The 25,626-nt window shown below is 68.9% G+C and carries 21 protein-coding genes; 9 read left to right on the top strand and 12 right to left on the bottom strand.

Translation table 11 applies throughout. The features are described from left to right. Positions 1-58: 58 nt before the first annotated feature. The 3 genes from B2515_RS07265 to hflK all read right to left on the bottom strand — a co-directional run bounded on the left by B2515_RS07265 (position 59) and on the right by hflK (position 3,747). On the bottom strand, positions 59-1,621 hold the full coding sequence (locus B2515_RS07265; protein ID WP_293875295.1) for a Do family serine endopeptidase: 1,563 nt from the start codon (positions 1,619-1,621) through the stop codon (positions 59-61). 114 nt (positions 1,622-1,735) lie between these two features. Next, complete coding sequence (gene hflC / locus B2515_RS07260; RefSeq protein ID WP_293875293.1) at positions 1,736-2,611, bottom strand: protease modulator HflC; 876 nt, start codon at positions 2,609-2,611, stop codon at positions 1,736-1,738. Positions 2,612-2,619: 8 nt separating this feature from the next. Continuing rightward, complete coding sequence (hflK, locus tag B2515_RS07255) at positions 2,620-3,747, bottom strand: FtsH protease activity modulator HflK (protein WP_293875291.1); 1,128 nt, start codon at positions 3,745-3,747, stop codon at positions 2,620-2,622. A gap of 69 nt (positions 3,748-3,816) precedes the next feature. Between hflK and B2515_RS07250 the strand changes: the two genes are divergently transcribed. The 4 genes from B2515_RS07250 to B2515_RS07235 all read left to right on the top strand — a co-directional run bounded on the left by B2515_RS07250 (position 3,817) and on the right by B2515_RS07235 (position 6,231). Next, the gene (locus tag B2515_RS07250; RefSeq protein ID WP_293875289.1) at positions 3,817-4,770 is read left to right on the top strand and encodes an Mrp/NBP35 family ATP-binding protein; all 954 of its coding nucleotides are present in this window, start codon (positions 3,817-3,819) and stop codon (positions 4,768-4,770) included. Positions 4,771-4,780: 10 nt separating this feature from the next. Then, positions 4,781-5,212 (top strand): CoA-binding protein, encoded by a 432-nt coding sequence (locus B2515_RS07245; protein WP_293875287.1) that lies wholly within the window; start codon positions 4,781-4,783, stop codon positions 5,210-5,212. A gap of 126 nt (positions 5,213-5,338) precedes the next feature. After that, positions 5,339-5,686 (top strand): hypothetical protein, encoded by a 348-nt coding sequence (locus B2515_RS07240; protein ID WP_293875285.1) that lies wholly within the window; start codon positions 5,339-5,341, stop codon positions 5,684-5,686. Beyond that, positions 5,683-6,231: a hypothetical protein gene (locus B2515_RS07235; RefSeq protein WP_293875283.1), complete on the top strand. Its 549-nt coding sequence runs from the start codon at positions 5,683-5,685 to the stop codon at positions 6,229-6,231. Before B2515_RS07240 ends, B2515_RS07235 begins: the two co-directional genes overlap by 4 nt. 177 nt (positions 6,232-6,408) lie before the next feature. Here B2515_RS07235 and B2515_RS07230 read toward each other — a convergent pair whose 3' ends face one another. Further along, positions 6,409-7,704: a homoserine dehydrogenase gene (locus B2515_RS07230; RefSeq protein WP_293875281.1), complete on the bottom strand. Its 1,296-nt coding sequence runs from the start codon at positions 7,702-7,704 to the stop codon at positions 6,409-6,411. A gap of 137 nt (positions 7,705-7,841) precedes the next feature. Between B2515_RS07230 and B2515_RS07225 the strand changes: the two genes are divergently transcribed. Continuing rightward, complete coding sequence (locus tag B2515_RS07225) at positions 7,842-9,806, top strand: OPT family oligopeptide transporter (protein WP_293875279.1); 1,965 nt, start codon at positions 7,842-7,844, stop codon at positions 9,804-9,806. 126 nt (positions 9,807-9,932) lie between these two features. Further along, entirely contained in the window at positions 9,933-10,112 is a 180-nt protein-coding gene (locus B2515_RS07220) for a hypothetical protein (protein ID WP_293875277.1), read from the top strand. A 214-nt stretch (positions 10,113-10,326) separates the two neighbouring features. Here B2515_RS07220 and B2515_RS07215 read toward each other — a convergent pair whose 3' ends face one another. From B2515_RS07215 to queF, 3 genes are all read right to left on the bottom strand, one after another. Next, positions 10,327-11,607: a glycoside hydrolase family 130 protein gene (locus tag B2515_RS07215; RefSeq protein ID WP_293875275.1), complete on the bottom strand. Its 1,281-nt coding sequence runs from the start codon at positions 11,605-11,607 to the stop codon at positions 10,327-10,329. Between the two features lie 54 nt (positions 11,608-11,661). Continuing rightward, entirely contained in the window at positions 11,662-13,935 is a 2,274-nt protein-coding gene (locus B2515_RS07210; protein WP_293875273.1) for a glycosyltransferase family 4 protein, read from the bottom strand. A gap of 123 nt (positions 13,936-14,058) precedes the next feature. Continuing rightward, complete coding sequence (gene queF / locus B2515_RS07205) at positions 14,059-14,505, bottom strand: preQ(1) synthase (RefSeq protein WP_293875271.1); 447 nt, start codon at positions 14,503-14,505, stop codon at positions 14,059-14,061. Positions 14,506-14,533: 28 nt separating this feature from the next. On the opposite strand from queF, the gene B2515_RS07200 reads away from it, so the two are divergent. The 3 genes from B2515_RS07200 to metC all read left to right on the top strand — a co-directional run bounded on the left by B2515_RS07200 (position 14,534) and on the right by metC (position 18,200). After that, positions 14,534-16,078 (top strand): cryptochrome/photolyase family protein, encoded by a 1,545-nt coding sequence (locus B2515_RS07200; RefSeq protein ID WP_293875269.1) that lies wholly within the window; start codon positions 14,534-14,536, stop codon positions 16,076-16,078. Between the two features lie 66 nt (positions 16,079-16,144). Further along, entirely contained in the window at positions 16,145-16,999 is an 855-nt protein-coding gene (sseA, locus tag B2515_RS07195) for a 3-mercaptopyruvate sulfurtransferase (RefSeq protein WP_293875267.1), read from the top strand. After that, positions 16,989-18,200, top strand: coding sequence for a cystathionine beta-lyase (metC, locus tag B2515_RS07190; protein ID WP_293875265.1), 1,212 nt, complete (start codon positions 16,989-16,991; stop codon positions 18,198-18,200). Before sseA ends, metC begins: the two co-directional genes overlap by 11 nt. 87 nt (positions 18,201-18,287) lie before the next feature. Here metC and B2515_RS07185 read toward each other — a convergent pair whose 3' ends face one another. The 5 genes from B2515_RS07185 to B2515_RS07165 form a co-directional block, all read right to left on the bottom strand. Continuing rightward, on the bottom strand, positions 18,288-18,701 hold the full coding sequence (locus tag B2515_RS07185) for a DUF3035 domain-containing protein (RefSeq protein WP_293875263.1): 414 nt from the start codon (positions 18,699-18,701) through the stop codon (positions 18,288-18,290). Beyond that, positions 18,694-19,203 (bottom strand): signal peptidase II, encoded by a 510-nt coding sequence (lspA, locus tag B2515_RS07180; RefSeq protein WP_293875261.1) that lies wholly within the window; start codon positions 19,201-19,203, stop codon positions 18,694-18,696. Before lspA ends, B2515_RS07185 begins: the two co-directional genes overlap by 8 nt. Then, positions 19,196-21,997, bottom strand: coding sequence for an isoleucine--tRNA ligase (gene ileS / locus B2515_RS07175; protein WP_293875259.1), 2,802 nt, complete (start codon positions 21,995-21,997; stop codon positions 19,196-19,198). Before ileS ends, lspA begins: the two co-directional genes overlap by 8 nt. 70 nt (positions 21,998-22,067) lie before the next feature. Next, positions 22,068-23,120: a glycosyltransferase family 2 protein gene (locus B2515_RS07170; protein ID WP_293875257.1), complete on the bottom strand. Its 1,053-nt coding sequence runs from the start codon at positions 23,118-23,120 to the stop codon at positions 22,068-22,070. Beyond that, positions 23,117-25,624: a DegT/DnrJ/EryC1/StrS family aminotransferase gene (locus tag B2515_RS07165; RefSeq protein WP_293875255.1), complete on the bottom strand. Its 2,508-nt coding sequence runs from the start codon at positions 25,622-25,624 to the stop codon at positions 23,117-23,119. The genes B2515_RS07170 and B2515_RS07165 overlap by 4 nt, the downstream gene beginning before the upstream one ends. Between the last annotated feature and the right edge of the window lie 2 nt (positions 25,625-25,626).

The raw sequence follows: 25,626 nt of genomic DNA, 5'->3' as shown, positions 1-25,626 counted from the left end.
GAAAAGGGCCGTCGCTCCACCGAGCGACGGCCCCTGCCCTTTATCGTGTCGAAACGGCTTACTTGACCTTGACCGGCACGAACGCCGGGTTGCCGCGGCCGCGCTGCACCAGCAGCAGCACCTGCGGACGGCCCGCCGCCTTCGCCTGCGCGACGAGGCGGGCGTAGTCGGCGGCGGTGCGGACCGGCACGCCGTTGACTGCGGTGATGACGTCGGCGCGCTTGAGCTTGCCGGCCGCATCGCTCGACGAATCGACCGTCGCGATCACCACGCCCTGCACCGCGCCGTCGACGCCGATCGCGCGGGCGATGCCCGGGGTGAGCGGCTGGACGGTGAGGCCGAGCGGTGCGGTGCTCGACTGTGGCACCGACGACGTATCGTCGTCGCCATCGTCGCCACCCGGACCGGCATTGGGGCCGAAGCCGCCGCTGTCGTCCTGGCCCTGGATCTGCGCCTGCAGCTGCTCGGTCGACGGACGGGTCGCGACGGCGATGTTGACCGCGACCGGCTGGCCGCCGCGCAGCACGTCGAAGCGCGCGGTCGTCCCCGGCTTCAGGTTGGACACCAGATAGGTCAGCGTCTGGTCCTTGCTGACCTGCTGCCCGTTGATCTTGGTCACCACATCGCCGGCGCGCAGGCCCGCGCGCGCGGACGGGCCGGCCGGCTCGACGCGCGCGATCAGCTCGCCCGAATTCTTGGGGATGCCGAGCGCGGCGGCCGCATCGTCGTCGACGCCGCCGCCGATGGTGACGCCGATATAGCCGCGGCTGATCTTGCCGCCCGCCTTGAACGTCTCGATGATCGGCTTGGCGACCGCCGCCGGGATGGCGAAGCCGATGCCGATATTGCCGCCCGACTGGCTGAAGATCTGCGAATTGACGCCGATCACGTTGCCGTTGAGATCGAACATCGGGCCGCCCGAATTGCCCTGGTTGATCGAGGCGTCGGTCTGGATGAACCGGTCATAGGCGCCGCCCTGCCCGGTGACGCGGTTGATCGCCGAGATGATGCCGGCGGTGACGGTGCCGCCGAGGCCGAACGGTTCGCCGATCGCGACGACCCAGTCGCCGACCCGCGACTGCGCGGAATCGCCCCACTTCACGTACGGCAGGCCCGCCGCGTCGATCTTGAGCAGGGCAAGGTCGGAATCGGTGTCCTGGCCGATGACCTTGGCGGTATATTCCTTGTTGTTCGACAGCGTCACGGTGATCGAATTGACCGTCGCGCCGCGGGCGCCGGGGCTGATGACGTGCGCGTTGGTGACGACATAGCCGTCCGGCGAGATCAGGAAGCCCGACCCCAGCGACGCGCCCTCGCGCTTGACCGGCGCGCCGCCCTGGCCGCCGCCCATGCCGCCGAACAATTCGCCGAACGGCGTGCCGGAGAAGGGATTCGCCGGCTGCTGCTGGACGATCGTCTGCTTGGTCGAGATGTTGACGACGGCGGGTTGCAGCTTCGCCACCATGTCGGCGAAGCTCATCGGCGCGCCGGAGCGCGGCACGGCGGCCTGGATCGCGCCCGGCTCGTTCTGCGCCTGCTGGGCGGTGCTCGGCTGGAGCGCGAGCGTGGCGGTCGCACCGCCGAGGAGGAGCGCACTGGTGATCGCGTAGGCGTAACGCACTAGGGGAGATTCCTCTCGTTTGGGTCGTTCAGAATTGGTGCCTTAGTGGCCCCAAACGCCTGAACGCCGCTTGAATGTTCATGCTCGCGAAAGATGGCGCGCGACCGTCGCCGGTCAACGCCCCCGCCCGCCGAATTCCCGCAGGTAGCTGTTGCCCGGCGACAGGATGATCGACGTCGATCCCGTCGGCGCCGGCCCGCCGTCCGCCCCGAAGGTGTGGCGGTAGGACTGCATCGCGCGGTAGAAGTCGTAGAAATCCGCATCCTTGGTGAAGCTTTGCGCGTAGATGCGCGCCGAGGCGGCATCGGCCTCGCCACGGATGATCTGCGCGTCCTTCTGCCCCTGCGCACGGATCGTGATCGCCTGCTGCTGGCGCGCCGTCGCCATCCGCGCCAGCGCGCGATCGAGCGGGCTGCCGTCGGGCAGGTCGGCATGCTTGATCCGGACGTCGACGATCTGCACGCCATACTGGCTGGCGAGCCGCTGCAGCCGGGTCTGGATATTGTCCATCACCTCGTCGCGTTCGGGGCTGAGCAGCGTCGCGAACGGCTGGTTGCCGAGCTCGTTGCGGATCGAGCTGCCGAGCAGCGGACGCAGCGCCTCCGTGATCGCGGTTTCGGTCTGCGTCGTGCTGCCGGTGGCGTTCACCGCCTTCAGCGGATCGATGATCCGGAAGCGCGCATAGGCATCGACCTCCAGCCGCAGCTGGTCGGACGAGAGCACCTGCTGGTTGTCGTAATCGACGTCGAGCACGCGCTTGTTGAGCCACACCAGCCGGTCGATGAACGGGATGCGCAGGATCGGGCCCGCCCCCGTCCGGCCGAACTGCTCGCCCTGCTTCCACGCATTGACGGTGCGCACCGGCTGCTCGAAGCGCAGGATCACCGCCTGCTGCGTCTCCGGCACGATCGTGACCGTCGCCGCGAGCAGGATGACGAAGACCAGCGCGGCAAGGCCGAGCGCGATCGGATGACGCCAGAGGCCGTTCATCGGCGCGCTCACTGGCCGCCTCCCGTCGTCGTCACCGGCTGGGCCGGTTGCGCCGGAGCCACCGGCTCGGCCGGGGCGGCATCGGGGACGCGCCGCGCATTGCCCATCGGCAGATACGGCACGACGCCGCTGGGCTCGACGATCGTCTTGTCGGACTTGGCCAGCACGGCCTCCATGGTCTCGTAATACATGCGGCGGCGCGTCACCTCGGGGGCGAGGCGATATTGTTCGTACACCTTGTCGAACTGCGACGCCTCGCCCTCGGCGCGGGCGACGACCTGCTTGGCGTAGGATTGCGCCTGGTTGCGCACGCCCTGCGCGTCCTGCTGCGCGGCGGTGACGTCCTTGAACGCGTCGTTGACGCGCGCGGGGGGATCGGCCTGCTTGATGCCGACGCCGACGACGACGATGCCCGACTTATAGTCGTCCAGCACCTTCTGCATCCGCTCCTGCACCTGGTTCTCGATCATCGCGCGGCCCGGCCCGAGCGCCGAATCGAGACTGACGTTGGCGACGACCTCGCGCATCACGCTTTCCGCCGTGGCGCGCACGGTGTCGCGCGGCTTGTCGATCTGGAAGACGTAGTTCTGCGGGCTCGAGATCTTCCAGCGCACCGCATAGGCGAGATCGATGATGTTCTGGTCGCTGGTCAGCATCAGGTTTTCCGTGCCGCTCTCCGGAAAATTCTCGATGCGGATGTTCTGGACGTCGACCTTGACGACATTGGCGATCGGCGCGGGCATCGTCATCGCGATGCCGGGATCGAGCGTGCCCGAATAGCGGCCGAGATAGGTGACGACGCCACGTTCCTGCGGCGCGATCGGGTGGATCGAGGTGTAGAGCACCCAGACCAGCAGGATGATCCCCGCGCCGATCAGCCACAAGGCGCGCGCATTGGGCGCGCCGGGCAGGCCGTTGAAGCCGCCGCCTCCCCCACCGCCGCCACCGCCGCGCGCCTTCTTCAGGAAATCGTCGAGCGCGGTCGGCTTGGCACCGGGTTTGCGGCCGCCGGGCGGCAGCGACCAGGGGTTGCGCGGACCGCCGGCATCGGGTTCGTCACCCTGGCCCCAGGGGCCCTTCGGCGTTTCGGCGGCGAGAATGGGAGGGCGCCCTTTGCGGCCCGGCAGGATCGTCATCCCCCTCTTATAAGAAGGCGCTCGCGGAAAAACAGTGGCAAGCGGCGGCTCCGGGCCTATCTGGCCCGCATGACACAAGACGTAACGATCGCGGCGGTGCGCGCCGTCGCCGGCGACCGCGCCACGCTCCGCTTCGAGGGGACGCGCGCGGGCATCGTCCTCGATGCGACCGGCCTGTCGGCGCGCGACCGCGACGCGCTGGAAGCGGCGGTGCAGGCCGCCGCCACGCAGAGCTGGTCGGGCGAGGTTCGCGTCGTCGTCACCGCCGAACGCGTCGCCCGCCGGCTGATCGCGGTCGCCAGCGGCAAGGGCGGCGTCGGCAAGTCCACCCTCGCCGCCAACCTCGCCATCGCGCTCAAGGCGCGCGGGCGGCGCGTCGGGCTGGTCGATGCGGACATCTATGGCCCGTCGCAGCCGCGGCTGATGGCGGCGGAGGACCGGCGCCCGACCGCGAAGGACAAGGTGCTCGATCCCGTGCCGACGCCCTATGGCGTGCCGATGCTGTCGATGGGCCAGCTGGTCGCGCCCGGCCGCGCGCTGGCATGGCGCGGGCCGATGGTGGCGGGTGCGCTGACCCAGCTGGTCGAGGCGGACTGGGGCGCGACCGACACGCTGGTGCTCGACCTGCCGCCCGGCACCGGCGACGTGCAGCTGACGATGATCCAGAAGCACAAGCCGGCCGGCGCGATCATCGTCTCGACGCCGCAGGACCTCGCGCTGATCGACGCGACGCGTGCGATCGACCTGTTCGACAAGGCGGGCATCCCGGTGATCGGGCTGGTCGAGAATATGGCCGGCTATGTCTGCCCGCATTGCGGCGAGGTCTCCGACCCGTTCGGCACCGGCGGCGCGGAGGCGACGGCGACGCGGCTCGGCCTGCCCTTCCTCGGCCGCGTGCCGCTGGCGATCGGCATCCGCACCGCATCGGATGCGGGCGAGCCGCCGGCGGCGGGGAACGGCGCCGATGCCGCCGCGTTCCATTCGATCGCGGGCCAGGTCGACGCCTGGCTCACAGACCATTGAGGAGACGCCCGTGCCGCTGACCGAGGATGCCGACATCAAGGCGCTGCTGGACGGCGCGCGGACGATCGCGCTGGTCGGCGCGTCCGACCGGCCCGACCGCCCCTCCTACGGCGTGATGGCGACGCTGCAGCGCCACGGCTATCGCGTGATTCCGGTCAATCCACAGATCACCGGCGAACATATCCATGGCGAGTTCGTCTTCCGCGATCTCGACCAGCTGGGCGATCCGATCGACATCGTCGATATCTTCCGCCGTTCCGACGCGGCCGGCGCGGTGGTCGATCAGGCGATCGCGATCGGCGCCAAGGCGGTGTGGATGCAATTGGGCGTGATCGACGATGCCGCCGCCGCGCGGGCCGAGGCGGCGGGGCTGAAGGTGGTGATGGACCGCTGCCCGGCGATCGAGATCCCGCGATTGGGCGTCGCGCCGATCGCCGCTTGATCTCCGGCCCGGTTCGGCGGACACTCGGCACGCTATCCGCTGCGGGAGGGTCGGTGTCATGATCGCGTCGTTGCCTGGGACCGTTGAGGGCTGGTGCCGGTCGGCCGGCAGGGCGGACGGCGCCGCATGATCGCGCTGGCGCTGCTGATGATCGCCGCCCCCGACGATGTCGCGGCGCTGGTGACGCGGTCTGCCGCGGTGATCGCGGGCGAGCGCTGCACCTATGACGCCAATACGACCGACATCACCGTGTGCGGCCGGCGACGGGCGGACCGCTTCCGCGTCCCCTTCGTCGTGCATGACGCGGGCGACCCCAGGCATGAGGCGGTCGGCGTCGAGCGCGACCGCCTGCTCAACCGCACCAACCCGGTCAAGGAGCTCAGCCCGTTCCTCGTCGGCGGCGGCATGACGGGCGTCACGGTCAGCAGCCGCTCGGGCGTCGGCGGCGCCACCGGCCGCAAGCTCGCGCCATGATCGGCCTGCTGCTCCTGCTCCAGACGGCCGCGGTGCCGTTGCCGGCGGCACCGGACGCGCCGGCCCCCGTCGAGACGCGCACCGACGGCAGCCAGTCGTGGTCGATCATGTCCTGCCCGACGCGGGCGCAGGCCGGCAAGATCGTCGTCTGCGGGCAGAAGGACCAGAACGCCTTCGAAGGCCCCGCCCCCGGGCGCGGCGCCAATCGCGAGATGTCGGGTGCACAGGCGCTGGCGCTGCAGAGCACGCCCTGCGCGGCGCGGGTCGGCGGATGCCAGGTCGGCGTCAACATCCTCGGCCCGCCGGTGATGCTGGCGCGCGTCGTCCAGAAGCTGGTCAACCCGAACAGCGACTGTTGCGAGGGCGATGACGCCACCAACCCGCTGGCGCTGGTGCGGGACGCCGCCAAAGGCGTGAAGGGTGCGTTTGCCGCCAAGGTCGACAAGTCCAACCGCGTGCCGATTCCGCTCGACGATCCGGCACCGGTCGGAACGATCGTGCCGGCGGAAGGGCGGACTGCCGACGGCGGGACCGCGCCGCGATAGGCTGGGGTTCCGGCGGTGCGCGGGCGGCACCACCGTTACCGTTCGCCCTGAGCCCGTCGCAGGGCTGACGTCCAACGGCACCCGGCTGGTTGCGAGCGGCGCCTCGACAGGCGCAGCCCGAACGGGTCGGGGCATGCGCTAGCTTGCGGTCCCGACCTCACGGGCCGGGCGCGCCCTCTATTCCAGAATATGCATCCACAGCGGCTGGCCGGAGAGGCTCTGCGACCCGCGCAGCTTCTCCAGCGCCTGCGCGACCGCGCGTTCCGGGCCCTCGTGCGTGACGATCGCGACGATCACGCCGCCGTCGGTCGCGACGCCGCGCTGGATCAGGCTCTCGATCGACACGCCCGCATCGCGCATCGCGGCGGCGATCTCGGCGAGCACGCCGACCTTGTCCTGCACGGTGAAGCGCAGATAGGCGCGGCCCCGCCGCTCGCCGCTGTCCGCCTTGGGCGCCGCGACCAAAGCCGCGGCCGGCATCGCATAGGGCGGGCCGAACTCGCCGCGGGCGATGTCGATCAGGTCGGCGACCACCGCGCTCGCGGTCGGGCCGTCGCCGGCGCCGGCGCCCTGGAAGAACAGCCGGCCGACGAAATTGCCCTCCGCGACCACCGCATTGAGCGATCCGGTGACATGCGCCAGCGGATGGTCGATCGGCACCAGATGCGGGTGGACGCGCTGGAACAGCCCGCCCGCGCCCTCTTCGGCGACGCCGACCAGCCGCACCTTGTAGCCGAGCGCCGCCGCCTCGGCGATGTCCGCCGCGATGACGTGGCGCACGCCGGTCGCCGAGACGTCGGCGAACGCCGGCCGCGTGCCGAAGGCGATGCTGGCGAGGATCGACAATTTGTGCGCGGCATCGACGCCGTCGATGTCGAAGCTGGGATCGGCTTCGGCATAGCCCAGCGCCTGCGCCTCGGCGAGCACCTCGGCGAAGTCGCGGCCCTCGGCCTCCATCTTCGACAGGATGAAATTGCAGGTGCCGTTAAGGATGCCGTAGACGCGGCCGATCGCATTGGCCGCGGCGCCCTCGCGCAGCCCCTTGATGACCGGGATGCCGCCCGCCACCGCCGCCTCGAACTTCAGCGGAACGCGCGCGTCCTCGGCCGCCTGCGCCAGTTCCAGCCCGTGATGCGCCAGCATCGCCTTGTTCGCGGTGACGAAGCCCTTGCCCGCCGCCAGCGTCGCGCGCGCCAGCGTCAGCGCCGGCCCGTCCGACCCGCCGATCAGCTCGACCACGACGTCGGCACCGTCATGCGCGGCGAGTTCGCGCGTGTCGTCGACCCAGGCGAAGCGCGACAGGTCGACCCCGCGATCCTTCGATCGATCGCGAGCGGAAACCGCGACGATTTCGATCGGGCGACCGGCCCGGCGGGTGATGAGATCGCGGTTCGCGTCGAGCAGGCGGATGACGCCGCCGCCAACCGTACCCAGCCCGGCGAGCGCGACGCGCAATGGTGTGTTCGTGTCCATGGCCGCCGCCTAGCGTAATGGCGCGCGACCTGTCGAGCCGGCGCAGCTTTGTTTCGCCACGATCGCGACCATTGCCGCGGCGCGCGGCGGCGTGCACAACCCCGGCCGAGTTTTCCCAGACGCGAGCCTTCCCCCTCATGGCCACTGCCCCCGCCCCGTCGACGCCGATCGCCGAACTCACCGTCAGGGGCGTCCTGCTGGGCGGGCTCATCACATTGCTGTTCACCGCGGCGAACGTCTATCTGGGGCTGAAAGTCGGGCTGACCTTCGCCACCTCGATCCCCGCCGCGGTCATATCGATGGCGATCCTGCGCTATCTGCCCGGTGCGACGATCCTCGAGAACAACATCGTCCAGACCGTCGCTTCCGCGGCGGGGACGCTGGCGGCGATCATCTTCGTGCTGCCCGGGCTGGTGATGATCGGCTGGTGGCAGGGCTTTCCCTATCTGCTCACCGCCGGGATCACGATGACCGGCGGTATCCTGGGCGTGATGTTCTCCGTGCCGCTGCGCCGCGCCCTCGTGGTCGATACCGACCTGCCCTATCCCGAAGGCCGCGCCGCCGCCGAGGTGCTGATGGTCGGCGCCGGCAGCCGCGCGGGCGAGGCGGAGAGCGGCAAGGGGCTGCGGCTGATCGTCGTCAACGCATTGGTATCGGCCGGGTTCGCGGTGCTGACCCAGACGAAGCTGGTCGTCGCGGAAGCGGCGCAATTTTTTCGCGTCGGCGCGGGCGCGACCGGCATTTCGGGCGGGCTGTCGTTCGCGCTGATCGGCGCCGGCCACCTCGTCGGCCTGTCGGTCGGCCTCGCGATGCTGGCGGGCGTCGTCATCGGCTGGTGGATCGCGCTGCCGATCCTGACCGGCCTGTCCCCCGCCGCGGCAGGCGTCGGGATCGAGGCCTGGGCGGGCGGCGTGTTCCGCACCGACGTCCGCTTCCTGGGCGCGGGCGTGATCGGCGTCGCGGCGATCTGGACGCTGCTCAAGATCATCGGACCGGTGCTCGCCGGCATCCAATCGTCGATCGCCGCCAGCGCCGCCAAGCGCGGTGGCGCGGTGCTCGAACTCGGCGAGCGCGACCTGTCGATCCGCATCGTCGTCGCGGTCAGCCTCGCGACGCTGGTCCCGATCGCCGGGCTGCTGTGGTCGGTGATCGCGGGCGGACCGCTGGAGGGATCGGCCGTCGTGCTGATCCTCGGCGCGCTGGTGTTCGTGCTGGTCCTCGGCCTCGTGATCGCCGCCGTCTGCGGCTATATGGCGGGCCTGATCGGCGCGTCGAACAGCCCGGTGTCGGGGATCGGCATCCTGTCGGTGCTCGCCGCCAGCCTCATGCTGGTCGGCCTGTTCGGGCGCGGCGGCGGACCGGAGACGACGCAGGCTCTGGTCGCCTATGCGCTGATCGTCACCGGCATCGTCTTCGGCGTCGCGACCATCTCCAACGACAATCTGCAGGACCTCAAGACCGGGCAGCTGGTCGGCGCGACGCCGTGGAAGCAGCAGGTCGCGCTGATCTTCGGCGTCATCTTCGGCAGCCTCGTCGTGCCGCCGGTGCTCGAACTGCTCGCGACGACGCTCGGCTTTCAGGGCGCGCCCGGCGCCGGGCCGAACGCGCTCGCCGCGCCGCAGGCCGCGCTGATCTCGGCATTGGCGAAGGGCGTGCTGGGCGGCGACCTCAACTGGGCGATGATCGGTTATGGCGCGCTGATCGGCGTCGCGGTGATCGCGCTCGACGAGACGCTGGGGCGGCTCGGCAAGCTGCGCCTGCCCCCGCTCGGCATCGGCCTCGGCGTCTATCTGCCGATGGCCGTGACGCTGCCCGTCGTGGTCGGCGCAGTGATCGGCGCGCTCTACGATCGCTGGGCGGAGCGCAAGCCGGACGTCGAATTCGCCAAGCGGATGGGCGTGCTGACCGCGACCGGCATGATCGTCGGCGAAAGCCTGTGGGGCGTCGCCTTTGCCATCATCGTCTACGCGACCAATTCGGATGCGCCGCTGGCGATCGCACCCGAGGGGTTCGAGCCCGTCGCGCTGATCGGCGGGACGGTCGCGTTCCTCGCGCTGGTCGCGGCGCTGTACCGCTACACCCGGCGATCGGTCACCGGCTGAAAAACGCGGTGAACCGTTGATCGCGGCGGGAACGCCGCGGCGGGTTCGCCGTTATCCCTTCCGAACCCGGTGATCGCCCTGCCATCCCCCCCGGCCGGCGATTGCCGGGTTTGCCATATGCGTAACATGGGACCCGTCGTGACACCGTCGCCCGAGCAACATCGCGAACGTCTGGCGACCGTGCGTCGGACGCTGGAATCGCTCCATCCGGTGCCCACCGACACCTATATCACCGACGACATCCCGCTGCTGCTGACCCGATTGTCGCAGATACCGGTCGTGCGGGAACGGTCCGGGAATCGCTGACCGGGCGCGATTTGGCATGACCTGAGCGTCGATCGGTGTTGATGATGACGCTACCTCATATCGTCATTCCCGCGCTGGCGGGAGCCCATATACGCCGACGTCACGGACAGGGCCGCAACGCCAGCGTGTATGGATTCCCACCTTCACGGGAATGACGGATATTGGATGTTGTCCCCGACGACCAGCGGCCGGGCACCGATGTCCCAGCCGCCCGTCACACCATCGCGGCGAGCAGGTCCTTGATCTTGACGAAGGCGAAGCCGACCGAGCTGTCGGCGATGCCGTAGGGCAGGAACAGCGTGTCGCCATGCTTGATCGCGCCGCAGCTGTAGACGACGTTCGGGACATAGCCCTCGCGGTCCTGGTCCTTCGCCGCGAGGATCGGCTCGCGCGTGCGACCCAGCACCTTCGACGGATCGTCCTTGTCCAGCAGCGCCGCACCGATCGAATATTTGCGCATCGCGCCGACGCCATGCGTCAGCAGCAGCCAGCCCTCGTCGAGCTCGATGGGCGGTCCGCAATTGCCGATCTGCACCAGCTCCCACGGATAGAGCGGCGCGAGGATCTTCTCGCCCTCGTCCCAATGGTCGATCGAATCGGATTTGATGAGGAACAGGTTCTCGCCGTCCTGCCGGCCGATCATCATATACTGCCCGCCGACCTTGCGCGGGAACAGGCCCATGCCCTTGTTGCGCGCCGCGGCGCCGGACATCGGCACGAGGTCGAACGCGCGGAAATCGCGCGTGCGCATCAGCTCGGACTGGATCACCGAACCGTTATAGGCGGTGTAGGTGCCGATCCACTCGTAGCTGCCGTCCTCGTGCTGGAAATGCACGATGCGCAGATCCTCCAGCCCCTTGGACTGCGCCTGGGTGATCGGGAAGATCACCGTGCCCGACAGCGTCGAATCGCGATGCCGCCAGACCGTCACCGGCCCTTCCGGAATCTCCTCGCCCTCGCCGACAACGTCGGTCGCGGTCGCGAACGGCGGTTCGGGCGCGAGCTTCAGCTCGTTGCCTTCGGTGATGATCCCCTCGCGGAACGCCACCGACGAGATATGCCCCTCGCCCACCGACCGCAGGCTCATCAGGATGCGCATCGACCCCTCCGGCATGCCGGTCTGGTCGAAATGCGGCACCGCGCTGGGGTTCATCAGCGCCGCGGCGGCATAGCTGTATTCGTGGCAGAAATAGGCGCCGATCAGCTGGCGTTTCTCGTCACCGATGTCGCGCCCGTCGAGCCCGAGCAGATCCTCGATCTCGTCGTAGCGGGTCATGAACACGCGCCGCGTCTGCCAGTGGCGCGCCTCGAAATCCTTGAGCACCGTCTCGAGCTGCTCGCGCGCTTCCTCGGCGGACATTTCGAGCACCTCGCCGACGAGGCGCTCGGTACGGTTCGGCGCGCCGCCCTTGCCGCCCCACGCGATGTGGAACGGCCGGACGACCACGCGGGACGGATCGGCATGAAGCCGCAAGCCGTGGGTAAACAGGTCCATCGCGGTTCGATGCCTCGCCGGTCGGTGTCTCAGACGCCGCCGCCGCTCGATCGATCAAGCAACGACGCGGGTCGTCCCTGCCACGCCTTGGACCGACTTTGAAACCCCCGAAATCGCGCAACTGGCCAGTTGCAGGGCCAAAATGGACTCGGCACCCTGATTGCGGTTGAGCCCGGTCGGCATCAGGCCGTCGAAACAGCCGCCGTCCAGCGGACTGGCGAGCGGCAGGTCGAGGTCGTTCTGCCCCAGATACCAGCCATAGGCGCGCTCCGCCTCGGTCACCCAGCGCGGGTCGCCGGTGACCTGATAGGCGGCGATGCACGCATCGACGGTCGCCTGCGCCTCCAGCGGCTGCTGGTCGAACTGCAGCGGATCGGCATAGGGCCGGTGGAAGCTCTCGGTCCCGACCGCGCGGAACCGGCCCTCGGGCGAGGTCTGCTTGCCGACGATCCAGTCAAGCGTTTCCAGCCCGCACGTCACCAGATCCTTGCGACCGAGCGCATGGCCGGCGACGATCAGCGCCTGCGGCAGGCGGGCGTTGTCATAGGCGAGCACGATCTCGAACCACTGCCATTCCGGACGGCGCGCAGCATCGAGCAACGCGATCTGGTCGTCGGGAAAGCGTTCGAGGATCGACTTGGCCAGTTCATGCCCCGGCGACGCATCGAGCATCGCCGCAGCACCCAGCATCGCGAAGGATTGCGCGCGCAGCGAGCCGAGGTCGAGCGCGAGGCTGGCGGTCGCGTCGAACATCGCCCGTGCCCAGTCGCGGTGCTTGGGATCCTTGCCGTCGCGCGCGGTGACGCCCAGCGCCCAGATCGCGCGACCGTTCGAATCCTCCGAGCCCACGTCCTCGCACCACGTCCGGTCGAAGTTCATGAAGTTGCGGAAGCGACGCTCGTCCGGGTTCCAGGCATATTGCACGAACGAGGCATAGATCGTCGTCCACTTGTCGCGCACGACCGGATCGAGGTCGTCCATCGCGCTCATCAGCATCAGCGCGCGGGCATTGTCGTCGATGCAATAGCCATGGCGGCGGTCCGGCACCGAATAGATCGAATGCTGGAGCATGCCGGTCGCATCGCTCATCCGCTCGACCGCGGCGAAATCGGGCTTCAGCGGCTTCATCGCCGCGGGTGCCTGCGCGATCCGCCGGGGGCGCGCGGCGACGGCCACCTCGGTTTCGTGCAGCGTCGCTTCGGCAAGGCGCGGCCAGATCATCGTCCGGCCGCGATCATAGGCGCGCTGCGCCAGCCGCGTCCGGTCGCGCTGGCTCGACAGCAGCCGGTCGATCTCGCGCGCGAAGGCGGCGACGTCCTTGAAATCGACCAGCACGCCATGGCCGTCGCCGAGGATCTCGGTCGCATGCACGTACGGGGTCGAGATCACCGCCTTGCCGACGCCGATCGCATAGGAAAGCGTGCCGGAGGTGATCTGCGCCGGGTTGAGGTACGGCGTCGCATAGATATCCGCCGCCTGCAGATAATCGATCAGCTCGTCGTGTTCGACGAAGCCATCGATGAACGCGACATTGTCGCCGACGCCCAGCTCCGCCGCGAGTGCCTTCAGCCGGTCGCGATAGAGCTCGCCTTCATGCGCGACGAGATTGGGGTGGGTCGCGCCGAGCACGACGTAGAGCAGGTTCGGGTGCCGCTCCGCGACCGCGGGCAGCGCCTCGATCATCGTCTCGATCCCCTTGTTGGGGGCGAGCAGGCCGAAGGTGAGGACGACGTCGCGCCCCTGCCAGCCGAACTGCGGCTTCAGCGTCTCGGGGTCGACGAACGCCCGGTCGGGCACGCCATGCGGGATCATCGCGATCTGGCGCGGATTGGCGCCATAGACGCGGCGCAGGATGTCGCGACCGCGCTCGGCCATCACCACCACCTTGGCGGCGCGACGCAGCAGCCCCTCGAGCACGCGGCGCTCGTCGGCATTGGGCTTTTCGAGGACGGTGTGCAGCGTCACGATCACCGGCAGCGTGGTGCGGTCGAGCAGGGCGAGCAGATGCTCGCCCGCCGGGCCGCCGTAGATGCCATATTCGTGCTGGACCCAGATCGCCTGCGCGCCGCTCGATTCGATCGTGCGCGCGGTGGTCAGATAGGCGCTGAGTTCGTGCTGGGGGATCGCGCCGACGACGGCGGCCGGATAATCGTAGCGGCCGGGATGGTCGTCCATCGCGTAGACGTCGACCTGGACGTCGGGGAACCGGTCGCGCATCGCCTGATAGACGTCGGTCGTGAACGTCGCGAGACCACATTGACGCGGCAGGAAATTCCCGATCATCGCCAGATGCTTGATCGCGTCGCCGCTTGCCGCAGTCGTACCCATGCCTGTTCCTCTACTGGCGCAATGTCCGTGGCGGAGCCACAATCTTGCGGGAAGATGAACACTCTCGGGCATAAAAGGTTGCAGTGATGTTGCACTGCAACCGAAGCATCGTCTTGATTTCGCTCAGCCTCGCCCGCGATACGGTGCAACGCCCTGATCGGGCAGCCAAAGGTCGGCGGGCGGGGCGGACGACTGCCAGAAGACGTCGATCGGGATGCCGCCGCGCGGATACCAATAGCCGCCGATGCGCAGCCATATCGGCCGCATTTCGTCGAACAGCCGCTGGCCGATGCCGACGGTGCAATCCTCGTGGAATCCCGCATGGTTGCGGAACGCGCCGAGGAACAGCTTGAGCGACTTCGATTCGACGATCGTCGCGCCCGGGACATAGTCGATCACCAGATGCGCGAAGTCGGGCTGGCCGGTGACCGGGCAGAGCGAGGTGAATTCCGGCACCGCGAACCGCACCAGATAGGTCGATCCGACGCGCGGGTTGGGAACATAATCGAGCACCGCCTCTTCCGGAGATGCGGGCAATTGGCTGGCCTGGCCGAGGTGCATGGGGGTCATGCCGCTTATGTAGGAGACGCAGCCGCGGATGAAAACGCTCGTTCCCCTGCTCGGCGACCAGCTCAGCCTGTCCCTGTCGTCGTTGCGCGACATCGACCCCGCCGACGCCGTCCTGCTGATGATGGAGGTGGCCGACGAAACCACCTATGTCCGCCATCACAAGCAGAAGATCGCCTATATCCTCGCTGCGATGCGGCATCATGCCGATGCGCTGCAACAGGCGGGCTGGCAGGTCGATTACGTCCGCCTCGACGACCCCGACAATGCCGGCAGCTTCACCGGCGAGATCGCCCGCGCGGTCGAACGCCACGCGCCCGACCGGATCGTCGTCACCGAGGCGGGCGAATGGCGCGTCATGGCGATGCTGGAGAGCTGGGAAACGCTGTTCGGCATGCCGGTCGACATCCGCGCCGACGATCGCTTCCTGTGCGGCCATGCCGAATTCGACGCCTGGGCAAGCGGGCGCAAGCAGCTTGTCATGGAATTCTTCTACCGCGACATGCGGCGCAAGACCGGGCTGCTGATGGACGGCAAGAAACCCGTCGGCGACCGCTGGAACTTCGACAAGGAGAATCGCAAGCCGGCGAAGAACGACCTGTTCATGCCGCGCCCGCACGCCTTCGCCCCCGATACGGTGACGCAGGACGTGCTGGCGCTGGTCGCGGAACGGTTCGCGGATCACCCCGGCAGCCTCGACGGCTTCGACTATGCGGTCACCGCCGCGGATGCCGAGAAGCAGGCAGCGTATTTCCTGAAGCACGCGCTGCCGCAGTTCGGCGATTACGAGGATGCGATGCTGACCGGCGAACGCCATCTGTGGCATTCGATCCTGTCGCCCTACATCAATTCCGGCCTGCTCGATCCGATCGACCTGTGCCGCCGCGCGGAGGCGGAATATCGCGCCGGCCGCGCGCCGCTCAATTCGGTCGAGGGCTATATCCGCCAGATCATCGGCTGGCGCGAATATATGCGCGGCATCTACTGGCGCGAGGGGCCGGACTATGTCCACCGCAACTTCCTCGATCACCACCGCAAGCTGCCCGGCTGGTATTGGACTGGCGACACCGACATGCATTGCCTGAAGGAATCGATCGGCCAGACGCTTGCCACCGCGCATGCCCACCACATCCAGCGGCTGATGGTGACCGGCAATTTCGCGCTGCTGATCGGCGCCGACCCGGCGGAGATCCATCGCTGGTATCTCGAAGTCTATATCGACGCCTATGAATGGGTCGAGCTGCCCAACACGCTCGGCATGAGCCAGTTCGGCGACGGCGGCCTGCTCGGCTCGAAACCCTATATCTCGTCGGGCGCGTACATCGACCGGATGAGCGACTATTGCGGCCATTGCCGCTTTGACGTGAAGCGCAGGGTCGGCGACAATGCCTGTCCGTTCAACGCGCTCTACTGGGATTTCCTCGCGCGACACGAGGAGCGGCTCGGCGACAATCCCCGCCTGCGCATGCCATATAGTACGTGGGCGAAGCAATCTGCGCAATCTCGGAATGAAACACGTGCACAGGCTGAAACTTTCTTGCAAGCCCTCGACAGCGGCTGCGACGCCGGCTATTGAAGTGATCCGGGCACTCCTCCCCAGTCGTTCGCCCGACTAACCACGTGAAGACGTATGGAGAGTGTAATGGACGCGTTGGTGACGACCGAATGGCTGGCCGGGGAACTCGGCGCGAGCGACCTCAGGATCGTCGATGCCACCTATGTGGATGCCGCCCTCGGCCGCGATCCCGCCGCCGAATATGAAAAGGCGCATATCCCGGGCGCGGTGTTCATGAACCTCGGCGAATTGCGCGATACCGACACCGACCTGCCGATGATGCTGCCGACCGCGGAGAAATTCGCGAGCCGGATGCAGAGCCTCGGACTCGGCGACGGCAGCCGCATCGTGCTCTACGACGCCTCGCCGTGGCATACCGCCGCGCGCGCCTGGTGGATGCTGCGCACCTTCGGCGCGCACGACGTCGCGATCCTCGACGGCGGCCTCGCCAAATGGCAGGCCGAGGGGCGCGAGACGGCGAGCGGCAAGGAAACGCTGCGCCACCGCCACTTCACCGTCTGGGCGGACCGGAAGAACGTGCGCGACCTCGCCCAGATGAAGGCGAACCTCGACAGCGGTGCCGAACAGGTGCTCGACGCGCGCTCGGCGGCCCGCTTCACCGGCGAGGAACCCGATCCGCGCCCGGCGACGCACGCCGGCCATATCCCGGGGTCGAAGAACCTGCCGTACACGGGAATCTTCAACGGCGACGGCACGTGGAAACAGGGTGCGGAGCTGAAGGCCGCGTTCGAGGGCGCCGGGATCGATCTCGACCAGCCGATCGCGCTGACCTGCGGTTCGGGGATCACTGCATCGACGCTCGCCTTCGGTCTGCACTTGCTGGGCAAGGACTCCGCGCTCTACGACGGCAGCTGGTCGGAATGGGGAGCGGATCGCTCGACGCCCAAGGCCATGGGAGCCCGGGAAAAGGTTGACGGATAATAGCGATGACCGCGTGCCGGATCGAACCCTGGGCGACGCCACCCGCGTCGTCCAGGCCGGCCGCCGCAAGGAATGGACCGGCGGGATCGTCAACCCGCCGGTCTGGCGCGCCTCGACGATCCTGTACGACAGCATCGCCGACCTGCGTGCCAATGCCGGCAAGGACACGCACCACCGCCTCTATTACGGCCGCCGCGGCACGCCGACGCAATGGAGCCTTGCCGACGCGCTGACCAGCCTCGAACCGGGGGCGGAGGCGACCTTCCTCTACCCCTCGGGCGTCGCCGCGATCGCCGCGGCGCTGCTGTCGGTGCTGTCGCCCGGCGACGAACTGCTGCTCGTCGACAGCGCCTACGACCCGACGCGCGGGCAGGCGATGCAGCTGCTCAAGCGGTTCGGCATCACCACGCGCTTCTACGATCCGCTGATCGGCGCCGGCATCGCCGGACTGATCGGCCCGGCGACCAAAGCCATCTTCATGGAAAGCCCCGGCAGCCTGACCTTCGAGGTGCAGGACGTGCCGGCGATCGTCGCGGTCGCGAAGGCGCACGGGCTGGTGACGCTGCTCGACAACACCTGGGCGACGCCGCTGTTCTTCCCCGCGATCGAAAAGGGCGTCGACCTGACGATCCTCGCCGCGACCAAATATGTCGTCGGCCATAGCGACGTCATGCTCGGATCGGTCACCGCCGCGCCGGGCCATTTCGCGCGGCTGCGCGACATGAGCTTCCAGCTCGGGCAGGTCGCCTCCCCCGACGACAGCTGGCTCGCCAGCCGCGGCCTGCGCACGATGGCGGTGCGGCTCGCGCAGCATCAGCGCAGCGCGCTGGAGATCGCGCGCTGGTTGCAGGACCGGCCGGAGGTCGCGGAGGTGCTCCACCCCGCCCTGCCCTCCTGCCCCGGCCACGCGCTCTGGGCGCGCGACTTCAAGGGATCGAGCGGGCTGTTCTCGTTCGTGCTCAACGGCGGCGACGAGGCGGCGCGTGCCGCGTTGATCGATACACTCAACTTGTTCGGTATCGGCTACAGCTGGGGCGGCTTCGAAAGCCTCGCCATCCCGGCGGACCCGGCGCGCATCCGCACCGCTGCGCCGCGCGCCTATGCCGGGCCGCTGGTCCGGTTGCATATCGGGCTGGAAGACCCCGCCGACCTCATCGCCGATCTGGAGCGCGGACTGGCCGCGTTCCGGGCGTTGGCGTGAGCCGGTAACGCATCATTGCAGGCTTAGCGGCTCCGGAGCGTCCGAATGAGGCTCCGGAGTTGCTATGCTGGCAATGACGAACGTCCGTTACTTCGTTGCCGAGGCGCGGGCGTCCTGGCCGTCGCCCTCGGGCGCCGCGACGATGTCGCGGGTCGTCGCGCCCTTGTCGACGACGTTGGTCGAGGGATCGCCGACCGACGAGCGGATGCCGGCATCCGCGGTATCGCCGCCGGCCTGGCTGACGACGCCGTTTTCCGCCGCCGACCGCTGCGTGTTGCCGCCGAACAGCGCGTCGAGCGTCTGTGCCTGCGTCGCATTGTCCTGCGGGCGGGCGGTGCCGGGCTGCGGGGGGACGAGGTTGAAATCGGGCGGAACCACCAGCGGCGCCTGACGCGCGACCGCGAACTCGTCGGGGCGCGCCCGGTCGTAGCCGCGCTTGCCGCAGCCCGAGAGGAGGACGACGCAGGCGAGGCCGGCGAGAATCGGAACTGACTTACGCATGGGGATTCTCCGAGGGAATATCGCGCTTGTCGCGCATCAGGAGCGCGCGGACAAGCAGCACCAGCACGCCGAGGGTGATCGCCGCATCGGCGACGTTGAAGACGAGGAACGGCCGCCAGTCGCCGAAATGCAGGTCGGCGAAATCGACGACATAGCCGAACCGCACGCGGTCGACGATATTGCCGAGCGCCCCGCCCAGGATCGCACCCAGCGCGATCCGGTCGGCGCGGTTGGGTTCGCGCGTCATCCACACCGCGACCGCCACCGCGATCGCGCCGGTCATCGCCACCAGCGCCCAGCGCATCGTGTTGCTGTCGGCGTGCAGCAGCCCCAGCGAGATGCCGTGGTTGGCAACGAAGCGCAGGTTGAAGAAGGGTGTGATGACGCGTTCGGCGGTCAGCTCGTTGAGCTGCAGCACGTCGGTGACCGCGAACTTCGACGCCTGATCCGCGACGAACAGGATCGCCGCGGTGACGAGGCCGGCGACGGGAGCGTTACGCATGGGCGACCACGCTGTCGCAGCGATCGCACAGCGCACCGTCCACGCTCACCTCGGGCAGGTGCCGCCAGCAGCGGCCGCACTTGCGATAGTCGGTGCGGCTCACCGCGACATCCTCGCCCTTGCTCACCCGCGCGACGATGAACGTCTCCGCCAGCGCCGCCGCCGACAGCGGCATCTCCGGCACCGTCACTTCGGCCTCGAGGCTGGAGCGGACGGTCTTCTCGCGGCGCAGCGGCTCGATCGCCTCGGTCACCGTGGTGCGCAGGCGACGCACGTCAGCCCAGTCGGTAGCGAGCGGCTCGTCCCCGGGCAACGCCGGCAGCTCGGGCCATTCGAGGAAATGCACCGAGCCATCCTCGCTCGGGAAGCGCGCCTGCCACACTTCCTCGGCGGTGAAGCACAGGATCGGCGCGGCGTAGCGGACGAGCGCATGGAACAGCGTGTCGAGCACCGTCCGGTAGGCGCGCCGCTTCGGATCGGTCGCCGCATCGCAATAGAGCGAATCCTTGCGGATATCGAAGAAGAAGGCGGACAGATCCTCGTTGGCGAAGTCGGTCAGGCGACGCAAATAGCGGTTGAGTTCATAGCCGTCCGCCGCCTCGCGCAGGTCCATGTCGAGCTGGCCGAGCAGGGTCAGCACGTAGCGTTCCAGCTCGGGCATTTCCTCCACCTCGACCCGCTCGCTCTCGTCGAACCCGTCAAGCGCGCCGAGCAGGTAGCGGAAGGTGTTGCGCAGCTTGCGATAGCCGTCGGACGCGGTGCCGAGCACCTCCTTGCCGATCCGCACGTCGTCGAAATAGTCGGTCGAGGCGACCCACATGCGCAGGATGTCAGCGCCGCTCTCGCCGATCACCTTGAGCGGATCGACGACGTTGCCGAGGCTTTTCGACATCTTGCGCCCCTGCCCGTCGAGCGCGAAGCCGTGGGTCAGCACCGCATCGTACGGCGCCCGTCCGCGTGTGCCGCAGCTTTCGAGGAGCGACGACTGGAACCAGCCGCGATGCTGGTCGCTGCCCTCGAGATACAGATTGGCGCGGACGTCCGCACCGTAGCGTGCCTCGACGGTGAAGACGTGGGTCGAGCCGCTGTCGAACCAGACGTCGAGGATGTCGTTCTGCGGCTCGTAATCGGCGAGGTCATGCGCCGCGCCGAGCAGCGTCTGGTGGTCCGCGGTGAACCACGCATCCGCGCCGCCGTCGCGGAAGGCGGCGACGATCCGCGCATTGACCGCCGGATCGTTGAGATAGTCGCCGCTCGTGCGGTTGACGTAGAGCGCGATCGGCACGCCCCAGGCGCGCTGGCGGCTGATGACCCAGTCGGGCCGCCCCTCGACCATCGAACGGATGCGGTTCTGCGACCGCGCCGGCACCCAGTCGGTATGCTCGATCGCGTCGAGCGCGGTCTCGCGCAGCGTCGCGCCGTTGCTCGCCCCGCTGGTCGCACCGTCGCCGGCGTTGAGGATCGCGCGGTCCATCGGGATGAACCATTGCGGCGTCGCGCGGAAGATCACCTTCGCCTTCGACCGCCACGAATGCGGGTAGCTGTGCGCGAAATCGTCCGACGCCGACAGCAAGGCGTTCGCCGCGCGCAGGTCGGTGCAGATCGGCCCGTCGCTCGCGACGAACTTCTTGTTGATGACGCTGCCCTGCCCGCCGAGCCAGCCCCAGTCGGCGCGGTACATGCCCGCGCCATCGACCGCGAACACCGGATCGATGCCATGCGCCTTGCACAGCAGGAAATCGTCCTCACCATGGTCGGGCGCCATGTGGACGAGGCCGGTGCCGGCCTCGCGCGTCACGAATTCGCCCGGCAGGAACGGCCGCGGTTTCGCGAAAAAGCCGCCGACGCGATGCATCGGATGCAGCGCGGTCGCGCCCTCCAGCGCGGCGCCCTTCACCAGCGCGAGGAATTCCTCCATCGCGATGCCGGTGCGCTTGCCGAACGCCTCCATCAGGTTTTCCTCGACGAGGAAACGCCGGCCGCCACATGCGAACAGCACGTAATCGAGCGCCGGATTATAGGCGAGCGCCTGATTGACCGGGATCGTCCACGGCGTCGTCGTCCAGATCACCGCGGTCGCCCCGACCAGGATGTCCGCTTCCGGCGCGGTGGCGATCTCGAAGCCGACGTCGATCTGGGTCGAGACGATGTCTTCATATTCGACCTCCGCCTCGGCCAGCGCGGTCTTCTCGACCGGCGACCACATGACGGGCTTGGCGCCGCGATAGAGCTGGCCGCTCTCGGCGAACTTGAGCAATTCGCCGACGATCGTCGCCTCTGCGTCGTAGTTCATCGTCAGATACGGATCGGCCCAGTCGCCCATCACGCCCAGCCGCTGGAACTGGTCGCGCTGCACGCCCACCCACGTGTCGGCATAGGCGCGGCATTCGGCGCGGAACTGCGCGACCGGCACCTCGTCCTTGTTCCGCTTCTTCGCCCGATACGCCTCCTCGACCTTCCATTCGATCGGCAGGCCGTGGCAGTCCCAGCCCGGTACGTAGGGCGCATCCTTGCCCATCAGCGACTGGCTGCGGACGATGATGTCCTTCAGCACCTTGTTCATCGCATGGCCCATGTGGATGTCGCCGTTGGCGTAGGGCGGGCCGTCGTGCAGGATGAAGCGCTCCCGCCCGGCGCGCTGCTCGCGTAGCCGGTCGTAGACGCCGATCCGCGCCCATCGCTCCAGGATCGCCGGCTCCTTTGCGGCGAGGCCCGCCTTCATCGGAAAATCGGTCTTCGGCAGGAAGACGGTGTCGCGCCAGTCTGTCGGGGCGGTGTCGGGAGCGTCGGTCATAGGTGCCGCGGCATTAGCGCGGCTTGGAGCCCGCGTCATGCGTAGATTATCGGGGCGGGCGGGCGCGGGCTCAGACGGCACGACGCAGCCGTCGCCCCGCGCCGATCGCGCCGCACCAGAGCAACGTCTCGATCCCGGCATAGCCGAGGCCCAGGTGCGGCGGTCGCGCCGCGAGCACGTCGCCGATGCCGACCGCGCCGGAGCGCAGCCCCGCCCGCCCGATCCGCGCCCAGCGCCGGGCGGTTTCCCAGCGGATCAGCTTGCGGCTTTCCGCATCCGGCCGATGCTGCGCGATGAAGGCGGCCTGCAGGGTCGCGATGCCGTTGCCCAGCCGGATCAGCGTCGTGCGGTCCGGCACCGGTTCGCCGCCCATATTGTGCAGCACCAGCAGGCGCGCGAGCGCCGCCGCCGCATCATCCCCCAGCAACGACGCATGACGTTCGGCCAGCACGCGCGTCGCCGATGCCCGCATCGTGTCGGTGAAGCGTTTCGACGCGCCGCCGGCATGCTGGCGGTAGACCAGCAGCGGCGCGTCGATCCGCGCGATCCGGCCGAACGCCGATATACGGCCATAAAGGTCGAAATCCTCGGCATAGAGGATCTCGGGCCGGGTGAACGGGTCGAGCCGCCGCGCGACCTCGCCGCGGATCATCACCGTCGACCAGACGATCGGATTCTCGATCCAGCTCAGCCAGGCGATCAGGTCGGGCGTCGTGTGCGGCGCATAATGCATCGCCGACACCTTGCCGTCGCGCAGCTGCTCCGCCTGCGTACCGACCAGCACGACGTCGGGATGCGCCTCCAGATAGGCGACCTGCGTCGCCAGCCGCCTGGGGTGGCAGAGGTCGTCCTGGTCCAGCCCGGCAATATAGCGCCCCCGCGCCGCGGCCACACCGCGGTTGCGGGTGCGCACCGGGCCGCCGTTCTCCGCATTCTCGATCAGGCGGACGCGCGGGTCGGCCCAGCTGCGCACGAGGTCGCGCGTGTCGTCCGACGAACAATCGTCGACCACGATCGCCTCCCATTCGGTCAGCGTCTGTGCGGCGAGCGACACCAGCGTATCGCCGATGAACGCCGCCCCGTTATAGCCGGGGATGACGACCGAAACGACCGGATCGCTCATGCCGCGGCCCGGTCGCCCGCCACCCTGTCATGCTGCTCCAGTCCCAGCAGCTGATCGACGATCATCTGGCCGACGTCGTTCTGCCACAGCCACAGGCCGTTGGCCTGCCCGCGGAAGCTCGCCTCGCCGCCCAGCCGTCCCCAGGGCACGAAGCCCGCGGACAGGCCGATGCCATAGGCGCCCGGGACGGGACGGTCCTGCGCATCGAGGATGCGGCAGTGGCGATCGACCATCGGCCGCCCCTCGTGGTGCGCCAGCGCCAGCGGCGTGCCGTCGATCCCGAGCAGCGGCACCGCGCGCGGCCGATAGCCGAGCGCCCCCACCACCAGATCGGCGTCGGCGATGATCCGCCGCGCCTCGGCATCCCCGTCGCCGGCGATCCGGTGCGCGGTGACGCGCGGATCGGGGGTCCGCCCGCCCAGCGCCAGCATCCGCAACACCAGCTCGCGCGATTCGAGCCGCAGTCCCGCCAGCCGCAGCACGAAGCCGCTGACCGGGCAGATGTCGTTCTCGTCGAAATCGTGGAAACCCTCGGCATGCGCCGCCGCGATCGTCGGATAGAAGGGCTTCAGGGGCTGGCGATGCAGGATCGTCACCGCCCCCGCGCCGAAGGCGAAGCCCGGCTGGTTCTTGAGCAGCAGCACCGCCGCCGCGATCGCGCTGGTCGAGGCGCCGATGATCGCGACCTTCGGTGCGGGTCGTCCGCGCAGCCGCTCGTGCACCTGCTCGACCCCGCCGAGCCGCAGCAGGGTATCGGACCGCATCAGCCGCCGGCCGGCGAGCGTCCCCAGCGGCACACCGGCGACGCGCTTGCCCGCGACCTGTTCGTCGGTCTGATAGCCGCCCGTCGCCACGACGACGTTGCGCGACACGAGCGTACGGTCGATCCCGGATGCGTCCCTGACGGTCGTCCGCCAGCGGCCGTCGGGGGTGCGCTGCACGGCGGTCGCGTCATGCCCGGTCAGCACCTCGCCGCCATGCGCCGCGACGATGCCCTTCAGCCGGTCCGCCGTCACCGACAGCAGCGGCGCGGTATCGGTCAGCGGCGCGCCCAGCTCGGCGACATAGCGCTGCATCAGCTGCCCGGCCGGATGATGCTCCAGCGCGGCGAGTTCGGGATGCGGATTGTTCTTCACCGCCGACAGGAAGGTTTCGGCGGTGGTGTCCGAGCGGATCGCGTAATTGCCAAGCTCGCCCGCGCCCATCCGCGTCCGCCGCTCGACGATCGCGAAGCCCGCCTCGACCAGCGGCACCAGCTTGTTCTGCTTGCTCGCCGACGTCAGCATCGCGGTGCCGGCGGGGCCGCCGCCGATCACCACCGTCGACAGGTCCCTCGCGTGCATCGTCTCTCCCATCCGCGCCATCGCGGTGTCCGCGACCCGTTCGATCGCCGTCATCAATCGTCCGGCGATCACCGGCGCGTCGGCCGGCGTCATCGCATCGGTGATCGGCAGGCTCAACATCCGTGCGGCGATGGCGTCGGCGACCGGCGTCGGCTCGACCAGCGCGACGTCGCGAAACAGCGGCTGCTCGCCGATATGCGGGCTGAAATACTGGCCGACGCCGACCCCGTCCGCCGCCAGCGCGGCGACGATCGTCGGACGATAGGCGGCGAGATCGGCGGGCAGCAGCACCGGCATGAACTGCGTCGCCTGCCGCCGCCCCTGCCGCCCCTGCATCGTGAACGCCGGCAACGCCGCGCGATAGGCGGTGTCGATCGCGGCGCGATGGTCGCAGACCGCATCGATCTCGGCGAGCTTGGCGCGCGCCATCAGCGCGATCACCTCGGGCAGTTTGGCGTTGATGCCGGGCAGGGTCGCGCTGCGGCCGCCCTCGAACCCGAAGTTTATCATGCTGCGCAGCTGGTCGATCAGGGCGCGATCGCCGCTGTGGATCAGCCCGCCCTCCGCGACCGAGAAGGTCTTGGTCGCGTGCATCGAATAGACGATGGCGAACGGCGCGCCCGTCCCGAATCCGCGCCCGTCGGCATCGAGCGTGCCGAGCGACGCCGCCGCATCGATCGCCACGCCGACCTGATAATGTTTCGCCAGCCACGCATAGCGGTCGAGGTCGATCGCCGTCCCGAACGTCGCATAGGGCACGATCACGCCGATCCGCTCGCCGTGGCGCGCCAGCAGCGCCTCTTCCTGCACGGGATCGGCCGCCCATGTCGCGGGCTCGATATCGCAGATCAGCGGCGTCAGCCCCGCCCAGAGCGCCGCCTGCGCGGTCGCGGCAAAGGTCAGTGCCGGCATCAGCGCCAGCGTGCCGGGCCGCGGATGCATCCCCGCCGCCTGCCGCATCGCCACCATCAGCCCCAAGGTCGCATTGCCGACCGCCAGACTCGCGCCGGTGCCGCCGAACATCCGCCCGGTGATCTCCGCCTCGAACGCGCGCACTTCTGGGCCGTTGTTGCTGAACACGCCCGACGCCTCGATCCGGCGCAAACCCTCGGTCAGCGCACTCAGCCGCGGCGGATTGGGCGCGATCAGCGGAAATTCCATGG

Origin of the sequence: Sphingomonas sp. UBA978, from assembly GCF_002292295.1 — a bacterium.
GTDB lineage: Bacteria > Pseudomonadota > Alphaproteobacteria > Sphingomonadales > Sphingomonadaceae > Sphingomonas.
This window is presented reverse-complemented; position numbering and strand designations above follow the sequence as displayed.

Coding starts and splice junctions, on each gene's coding strand:
- hflK (WP_293875291.1), bottom strand. CDS start 3,747: ATGACGATCCTGCCGGGCCGCAAAGGGCGCCCTCCCATTCTCGCCGCC.
- hflC (WP_293875293.1), bottom strand. CDS start 2,611: ATGAACGGCCTCTGGCGTCATCCGATCGCGCTCGGCCTTGCCGCGCTG.
- B2515_RS07215 (WP_293875275.1), bottom strand. CDS start 11,607: ATGGACCTGTTTACCCACGGCTTGCGGCTTCATGCCGATCCGTCCCGC.
- B2515_RS07200 (WP_293875269.1), top strand. CDS start 14,534: ATGAAAACGCTCGTTCCCCTGCTCGGCGACCAGCTCAGCCTGTCCCTG.
- B2515_RS07240 (WP_293875285.1), top strand. CDS start 5,339: ATGATCGCGCTGGCGCTGCTGATGATCGCCGCCCCCGACGATGTCGCG.
- sseA (WP_293875267.1), top strand. CDS start 16,145: ATGGACGCGTTGGTGACGACCGAATGGCTGGCCGGGGAACTCGGCGCG.
- B2515_RS07250 (WP_293875289.1), top strand. CDS start 3,817: ATGACACAAGACGTAACGATCGCGGCGGTGCGCGCCGTCGCCGGCGAC.
- B2515_RS07165 (WP_293875255.1), bottom strand. CDS start 25,624: ATGGAATTTCCGCTGATCGCGCCCAATCCGCCGCGGCTGAGTGCGCTG.
- B2515_RS07220 (WP_293875277.1), top strand. CDS start 9,933: ATGGGACCCGTCGTGACACCGTCGCCCGAGCAACATCGCGAACGTCTG.
- B2515_RS07185 (WP_293875263.1), bottom strand. CDS start 18,701: ATGCGTAAGTCAGTTCCGATTCTCGCCGGCCTCGCCTGCGTCGTCCTC.
- lspA (WP_293875261.1), bottom strand. CDS start 19,203: ATGCGTAACGCTCCCGTCGCCGGCCTCGTCACCGCGGCGATCCTGTTC.
- B2515_RS07235 (WP_293875283.1), top strand. CDS start 5,683: ATGATCGGCCTGCTGCTCCTGCTCCAGACGGCCGCGGTGCCGTTGCCG.
- B2515_RS07225 (WP_293875279.1), top strand. CDS start 7,842: ATGGCCACTGCCCCCGCCCCGTCGACGCCGATCGCCGAACTCACCGTC.
- B2515_RS07230 (WP_293875281.1), bottom strand. CDS start 7,704: ATGGACACGAACACACCATTGCGCGTCGCGCTCGCCGGGCTGGGTACG.
- B2515_RS07210 (WP_293875273.1), bottom strand. CDS start 13,935: ATGGGTACGACTGCGGCAAGCGGCGACGCGATCAAGCATCTGGCGATG.
- B2515_RS07170 (WP_293875257.1), bottom strand. CDS start 23,120: ATGAGCGATCCGGTCGTTTCGGTCGTCATCCCCGGCTATAACGGGGCG.
- queF (WP_293875271.1), bottom strand. CDS start 14,505: ATGACCCCCATGCACCTCGGCCAGGCCAGCCAATTGCCCGCATCTCCG.
- ileS (WP_293875259.1), bottom strand. CDS start 21,997: ATGACCGACGCTCCCGACACCGCCCCGACAGACTGGCGCGACACCGTC.